The sequence below is a fragment of the Trichocoleus sp. ST-U1 genome (assembly GCF_039961835.1).
Taxonomy (GTDB): Bacteria; Cyanobacteriota; Cyanobacteriia; order Cyanobacteriales; family FACHB-T130; genus FACHB-T130.
Map to the genome: position 1 here is coordinate 24763 of NZ_JAMPJZ010000069.1, position 6321 is coordinate 31083.

Consider the following 6321-nt stretch of genomic DNA (forward strand, 5'->3'; position numbering starts at 1 on the left):
GAGTTCGCATGGCAACTTATCTGGTTACGGGTGCTAATCGGGGAATTGGTTACGAATATTGCCGCCAACTGCAAGCGCGGGGTAATGTCATTGCCATTTGTCGCACTGCTTCTGAGGAGTTGAAGCAGCTAGGGGTGCAGGTTGAGGAGGGGATTGATATTACCTCTGATGCATCGGTTGCTGATTTACGCGATCGCCTGGGTGACACGACGATTGATGTTTTGATTAACAATGCGGGAATTATCAAGCGTGTGACGCTGGAAAACTTGGATTTTGAGAGCATTCGAGAGCAGTTTGAGGTTAATGCGCTGGGACCTTTACGGGTGACTCATGCGCTATTGCCACTGCTCAAAGCAGGTTCCAAAATCGCCTTGATGACAAGTCGGATGGGTTCAATTGCAGACAATACCTCTGGCAGTTCCTATGGCTATCGGATGTCTAAAGTGGCGTTATCGATGGCTGGCAAGTCGCTATCTCTCGATCTCAAACCGCGTGCGATCGCAGTGGCAATTCTGCATCCAGGGTTAGTTCAAAGTCGTATGACGAACTTTACTGGCATTACACCGGAAGAGTCTGTAAAGGGTTTGTTGGCGCGGATTGATGAGTTGACGCTGGAGAATACAGGCACTTTTTGGCACGCCAATGGGGAGGTGCTTCCCTGGTAAGTTATCAATTACCAATTACTAATTACCAGCTTGCCAAATCGGAATTCCTGCTACCGTTGGAACAGCCAACATCTGACCATCTGGGCTAAATAATCCTGTACTAGCACCACTACTCACATCAAAACCACTAAGAGGCCATTCCTTGCGAATTTCGACATTAATAATACGTGAACCAGCTACCTGACCAGCAACCAAGTAGGTTTTAGCATCAGGACTGAGTGATAACTGGTCATCCGTTCTGTCTACCGAAGCCGAAACAGTACGCACAGTTCCACCCGTTTTCACGTCCCAAGTGCGGAGGTGAGCTTCATATATCGCGTCTTTTGACAGGCTGGTTAACGTTCGACCATCCGGGCTAAAGGCCATGCTCTGGGGAAGTAACTGATCTTTTTCTTTTAGGGTATGGAGGAGTTGACCTGTGTTAGGATTCCAAAGTTGAATCAAGCCTTGCCAGTGATAAGTTCCTCCCTTGAGGATAGATTGATTGGAACCGAGGCTGGCTAACACTTGGCTATCAGGGCTAAAACGCACCCCTCGTAAAGATTTGATATTACTCTTTAATACAAAGCGCTTTTCGCCGGTTGCTACATCCCATAGCTGAATCTGCGGATTTTCGGAACCAAAATATTTTCGGGCGCTACTGGCAATAGATTGTCCGTTTGGGCTAAATTCCAAGCTGGAAATAATGCTAGCCGGGAAATTTTCCCCAGAATCCTTAGAGCCGCGAAACTCTGCGCTATTGGTAAAAATTGGTTTTTTCCAGATCGGTTCTCCGGTTTTGCTATTCCACAGACCAACTGCTATTGATTTATCAATTTGCGAGTAGATGATGCTGGCAACAAACTGTCTATCAGGGCTGATGGCAAGATCTCCAAAGGAAGTGGTATCGTCGGCTTTGATAGATGAGAGTAATTCCCCTTTCGTTACATCCCACAACTGAATGGCTTTACCCTGTTCACCATTACAGACGAGTAGAAGTCCATTAGAGCTAAACTTGGCATAGTTTGCGACAGTGGGCAACTTGTGAACTAGCTTGGAGTTTTCCCAAGATGGTTTAGCTTGAGCAACGGAAGCGGTTGGTGCTTGAGCGAAGAAGCCAGCAGAATGTGCCACAGATGTCCCCACAAGTGTAGCGATCGCGAGGACTGTCACTGTCAAGGCAGTTGTTTTCTTCATACTCAAGCCAAAAGTAGTAGTGATTCACTACTAACTAATGACTCTAGATGAATGGTTCTGTTTCCCTTAGCTTCGCTATCGCTATGTTGTTACTCTGGGAACATAAAAATCAAAGCTGACTGATGGAAGTAATTTCTGCGAGGGATTTGAGCGAGCGCAGATAATACTTTTGGCAGTTCCTATAGCTAACATCTTTAGAGCTATAAAGTTTATCCTTTGGTAATCTTAGGTCCAATATAAACAACTTTGATCTTGTTTTGTCCAGCGGGACGAGGCCACTGAAAATGTATACGGATTTGTGGCGTTTTTATCTTTCCATGCCAAGGACAAAAGATTTTATTGCTCATATCATCAGGGTCGGAGAATGTCATTTCCTGTCTAAAATTATTCTTATTTGTTGGAGACTCATCAGTGAACCATGCTTTGTCACCTGTAAAGTGTTCCTTTAACAAATTCATGCCAGTCTCTGAAAGTTGACCGTTTGGGTCACTTTCCTTAACAACTTGGTTAAGCACATGAAGTAGTTGAAAAATCTTTTTTGTTACTTGTTGACTAAAAGGAGTACACAGTAATGACCCCATAGCACTATCCGAGATAATTAAACCTTCAAACTGATGTTGAATTTCGACATGAATATCTCGCCAGCAATGATAAGTTTTAGAAGATTGTATTAATTTAACTAATTCTTCGATTGTCCAACAGTTATCTATATCAATAAACTTGATCGGTTCTTCAGGAAGACCTTGCTGAACTGGTAATGGGCTTGTTGTGAATTGAAGGTGAAGGGAACTACCTTGGAAACTAAATACGCCAGCAGCAATACCTGCAAGTTTCCGGCGAGATGCTTCACCTAATCCTTGATCAGTAACATCCTGTGACTGATATTCAAAATAATCATCTTGATTGTACTGTCGGTTGTCATCCCAGAATGGCCCAGACTTAGTCATCCAATCAAGCACTAATTTGGTAAAATTTTTATCTTTTGTTGCAAGAACGGTTTGGCGAAGATCGGTAATTGACGTAACCTGACGTGAATGAAGCAATCGTGAACAATACAGTTTTTCACGAAGCGTTGGATTCCTAATTCTTAGCTGGAGTAAATCCTCTAATATCACACGAAACGACTGTGGATCAGGAAACTGCCCGCCTAGCGACAAGTCATTAATATGCCATTCCATCATTCCCATCCTGCAAGTCGAGCTAAATCCTTTTCTGATTGATCAAAAAAACCATTAGGCCATTCGCTGAGATTGCCCTGCGAATCGATTAATGGCGAAACAACACGCGACGAGTTAGCTGATGTAACTTCAGGTTGGCTAAAAAAGTGTACTGCAACTTTGTCAGGCGTAATTTTCTGGTTTTGCACGGCCAATCGAACTCCGTTGAGTACATGATCGCTATGAGTTTCAATAATCACCTGTACTCCAGCAGCAGCTATCTGAGATAAAAAACACCCTATCCGCGATTGTCCTAACGGATGAAGATGTGCTTCTGGACTATCGATGATCAAAATTTGCTTAGGCTTTGCAAGCAGTCCTGCCACAATTACAGGAAAAGCATAGGTCAGTCCATAACCAATATTTGACGGTCGTCGCCAATCACCAAGGTCTCCTATTCGTAGTTCAAGACGCACTAAACTGGTTTTTTCTATGGTCTGTGCATTTGCTTGTGCTCCTGGAAAAAGTTCGCTAGCCCAAGCGTTGAGTTGACGACGTAAAGTTATTGCTTTGTCAGATGAATGACGACGTAATTCGTCAATATCTTCATCAAGAAACTGCTGAAACCACCAAGGGGCAAATTCACCCTGCACTCCAACATTAGCATGGACTAGTGATACTTCTTCAGGGGAAGGAAATACTTCAGCAGTTCCCATTCTGACCGCACTTAGAAAAATGATTTCACGTAATCTTTCAACTAATTGCATCACTTCAGTATTGACCTCAGACGGCAAAAGCATATTCAGCGTTTCAATATCGTTATATCTTTTTGTACCCTCAATACTTTTAATCTCAATGTTTTGGATTTGCATGAAGCCTCCCTTTGTTCGATCTTGTGCCTGCAAACTCCATGTAATTTCAGCCATATCATCTTCAACAGAAAACATGACGCTATCCCTTCCAGAATTTAACACCTCCCCCAGCGTTCCCAAACGAGCAAGTGAACCATTTAAGTTCAACTCCGCTGCCTGGTTGTTAGAGCGCAACGCTTGAGCAAGTAACAAAAGACTCTGTAAAGCCGTTGACTTACCTGCGGCATTAAATCCGGTTAGTAAGGTCAATGGTGCCAATGGTAAAGATAGAGAATTAAAGCATTTAAAATTGTTAATTTTTATCCTTTGCAACATAATTAAACTACCTTTTTAATCGCATTGCTTATCATTTCAAAACGGAGCTTTACTTGTCTAAGACCATTTGTCGAAATAGTAATAGCTTGAGAGAATTCTGCATTATTTATCAACTCTTTTATTGCCTTAATTAACACTTCCATTTTTTTCTCAATAACCACTTTATCTAACTTTGCAAACCAAACTGAGCAAACATCAAACAATGCTATGTTTATTACTGAGCGAGATGCAGATGAATCTTGATAAAGTAGGGATTTTCGGAATGCATGTTTACCAAAAAGTAGATGATTAGCCCACATTGATTTTTGAAATACCCGATTTAGCTCTTCTAGTTGGTCTTGAGAAAAACTATTCATTTTTCCTAAAGACTTTGCCAGGAAATCATCCATATCCCCTTTATACTGTTCTACTCCTAACAATCGAAATGCACAAAAACGATTAATCGCTTCTCGATCGCGCATGGTTCTCTTGTTGAGGCTACCACCTGTTGCATCAAAAAATTCTTTACTCTCAGACGCATCAGCAAGCCACCGAGTTGCAGGGCCATTAAAGAGGCAATTACGCATTTGTTGACGTGCAAGGGGTTCGCCACTGTTCACCCTCTCAAAAATATCGAGTTTTGCTCTCTGTGGAGCTTTAGCATCAAGGATATAGAGAGTAAGTTGAGTATCTTCAACTCGCTCTTGTAAATTAAGAGGTAGATCTTCAAAACGCTTCCCTGTAAGAAAATTTCCTTGGGCTGTTTCTTCTCCACCATCTCCTAATCTACTTAAGAAGAATTCATTGTTTAAGTATCTGACAAATGTTGTCAATCTCTGTAACCCATCAACAACAATGATACGTCCATCGTCGGCTTCAGCCACATAAAAAACTGGCAGTGGAATACGCATCAGACAAGATTCAATTAATCGAGACTGTTGCTTAGTTGACCAAACAAAATCTCGTTGAAAATCAGGATCGAGAATATAGCGATTAGCCTTAATTCTTTTTACAACATCGCCAACTGTTCGCTGTTCTGTACGTACAAAAACAGAGTCAAGAGGATATTCACCCCATCCTACAGATTCTAATATTTCGAGTCCTTCAATTTCTTCATTTGCAATTTCTTGATGAATATTTCTTACATTGTTATTCATAATAGTTTTATTCTCCCTGAAGACACTATTGCTAAAACCTTGAATACATATCCATATCAGTACAATCTTTCCTCGCCTCGTAGGTTAGCTTACCGACTCGTAGTTTTCAAAAGAAACGCCTCGATAACAAGAGCCGGCGAATAGCTATGTTGTGCGAAGCGCGATCGCACTTTCCCCCGAATCTTACTTCGACTTTCGTTTCGACTTGGGTGGCGTTCGGTGTGCGCCAAAGTATTTTTCACTGCGGTAGCGAAGCCATACCCGCAACTGCTGCGGAATCTGGTCTTTTTGTTCTTTGGTCAGCGTGTTGTAAAGAGCTAAAGCGCGATCGCGTTCTCCCCGACAAGCAGCGTTATTATGAGCATCCCAGTAACTACGGGCAACCCGAATCCGCCGACAGACTTCCTTAATGAGTGCTTCTCCCGTGAGGGGATTTTCCTGCTTTGCCATACTTCAATCAGAACGCCCTACCCTAAATCCTAACCCGTAGCATTAAGGCGATCGCTTCTTCTTCGATTTAGTGTTTGGAAGGATTGTGCGATCGCCTTCGTTTAGAATTGCTTGTAAGTTGGGGAGATGCCCCAATGGAGCGCATCTTCAATAATTCTTCTGCTGCTCGTCCACAAAACACCACAGCCATTGCTCTCCTAACTCCGCTGAACTGATTACAGTGTGTCCGGTTTCCTCATAGTGACGACGAGAATGCTGATGTTCTGACGAGTCGCAGCACAGCATCTTACCGCACGTCTGACAAATGCGAAGATGCACCCAACGACCATTGATTCGCATGCACTCTTCACAGCGAAACACCGGATAGTTGGCTTTATGGATTAGGTTTTGCAGAGTCACTTCATTGAGGTGTTTGCAGGACATAGGGTTTCCGAATCAATAGACCTCCTGCATGAATCAGTGAGTATGTGCCAGTTCGTAGTTCAACAGTCCCGCAATCAAGTTGAAGCGTAAGCCAAACCGCTTTCTACGATTGCGATAGCGTCCCGAA

The 6321-nt window shown here is 42.9% G+C and carries 7 protein-coding genes and 1 pseudogene; 1 reads left to right on the plus strand and 7 read right to left on the minus strand.

Annotation, left to right across the window (positions count from 1 at the left end; all coding sequences use genetic code 11):
* The first annotated feature begins 8 nt into the window (after window positions 1–8).
* Window positions 9–665 (plus strand): SDR family oxidoreductase, encoded by a 657-nt coding sequence (locus NDA06_RS20380; protein ID WP_190412482.1) that lies wholly within the window; start codon window positions 9–11, stop codon window positions 663–665.
* An 18-nt stretch (window positions 666–683) separates the two neighbouring features.
* Here the strand turns inward: NDA06_RS20380 and NDA06_RS20385 are convergent, their stop codons facing one another.
* The 7 genes and pseudogenes from NDA06_RS20385 to NDA06_RS20415 all read right to left on the minus strand — a co-directional run.
* On the minus strand, window positions 684–1841 hold the full coding sequence (locus NDA06_RS20385; RefSeq protein ID WP_190986531.1) for a hypothetical protein: 1158 nt from the start codon (window positions 1839–1841) through the stop codon (window positions 684–686).
* A 209-nt stretch (window positions 1842–2050) separates the two neighbouring features.
* On the minus strand, window positions 2051–3022 hold the full coding sequence (locus NDA06_RS20390) for a hypothetical protein (RefSeq protein ID WP_242047513.1): 972 nt from the start codon (window positions 3020–3022) through the stop codon (window positions 2051–2053).
* Window positions 3019–4185 (minus strand): DUF3696 domain-containing protein, encoded by a 1167-nt coding sequence (locus NDA06_RS20395; protein ID WP_190986530.1) that lies wholly within the window; start codon window positions 4183–4185, stop codon window positions 3019–3021. The genes NDA06_RS20390 and NDA06_RS20395 overlap by 4 nt, the downstream gene beginning before the upstream one ends.
* 2 nt (window positions 4186–4187) lie before the next feature.
* Window positions 4188–5321 (minus strand): DUF262 domain-containing protein, encoded by a 1134-nt coding sequence (locus tag NDA06_RS20400; protein WP_190986529.1) that lies wholly within the window; start codon window positions 5319–5321, stop codon window positions 4188–4190.
* 183 nt (window positions 5322–5504) lie between these two features.
* Window positions 5505–5771, minus strand: coding sequence for a Precorrin-3B methylase (locus tag NDA06_RS20405; RefSeq protein WP_190427720.1), 267 nt, complete (start codon window positions 5769–5771; stop codon window positions 5505–5507).
* A 147-nt stretch (window positions 5772–5918) separates the two neighbouring features.
* Complete coding sequence (locus tag NDA06_RS20410; RefSeq protein ID WP_190986528.1) at window positions 5919–6194, minus strand: UBP-type zinc finger domain-containing protein; 276 nt, start codon at window positions 6192–6194, stop codon at window positions 5919–5921.
* A gap of 33 nt (window positions 6195–6227) precedes the next feature.
* Window positions 6228–6321 (minus strand): annotated as a pseudogene (locus tag NDA06_RS20415) (IS5/IS1182 family transposase); the annotation flags it as partial.